Raw genomic sequence first — 633 nt, 5'->3', positions numbered from 1 at the left:
GCCCGACATAGACGGTGAAGGTCTGGACGGTCTCGCCGATGCCGAAGGTCAGCGTGCCCGACAGCGAGGCCGAACCGTAGTCCGAGAAGTCCACGTCGCGCTCGGCGGTGCCGGAATAGGCCTGGTAATCCACGCTCACGGCATCGGTGGCGGGTTCGGACAGCCGCACGGTGAAAAGGACATAGCCGTATTCGGTCGCGCGCGAACCCTCGATCGAGAGGACCGGCCGGGCCGCGTCCGGGTCCAGCACCTCGGCCGTGCCCACGGCGCCGCCGATGCCATGCGCGCCGGTGACCTTCAGCCCGAAGCTTTCCGCGGCCTCGCCCAGGGTGTCGTTCAGAAGGTTGACGGTGACCACGGCCTCGGTCTGCCCGGCAAGAAAGGTGACGGTGCCGCTGCGCGCCACGTAGTCCGATCCCGCGCGCGCGGTGCCGTCAAAGGTGGCAAAGCTGAACGTGGTGTCCGTGGCATAGGCCTGGGACAGGCTCAGCGTGAACACGGCCTGGTGTCCCGCGCCTTCCACCAGCACCGGGGCCGAGATCGCCATGCTCCGGTTCAGCCCGGCGCCGTCGTCGTCGAGGACCCATCCGGTGGCGACAAGGGTGGCGTTGCCCGGCCCGAAGGTCGCGCCCA

At 69.2% G+C, this 633-nt stretch carries 1 protein-coding gene; it reads right to left on the bottom strand.

What is annotated here, in order from left to right:
- A partial coding sequence (locus tag J0F76_RS20755; protein WP_278250467.1) for a Calx-beta domain-containing protein occupies positions 1–633 on the bottom strand: 633 nt, incomplete at both ends.

The organism is Paracoccus fontiphilus (genome assembly GCF_017356265.1).
Taxonomy (GTDB): Bacteria; Pseudomonadota; Alphaproteobacteria; order Rhodobacterales; family Rhodobacteraceae; genus Paracoccus; species Paracoccus fontiphilus.
The sequence above is the reverse complement of the archived record's forward strand: the minus strand, read 5'-3'. Positions and strand labels throughout refer to the sequence as shown.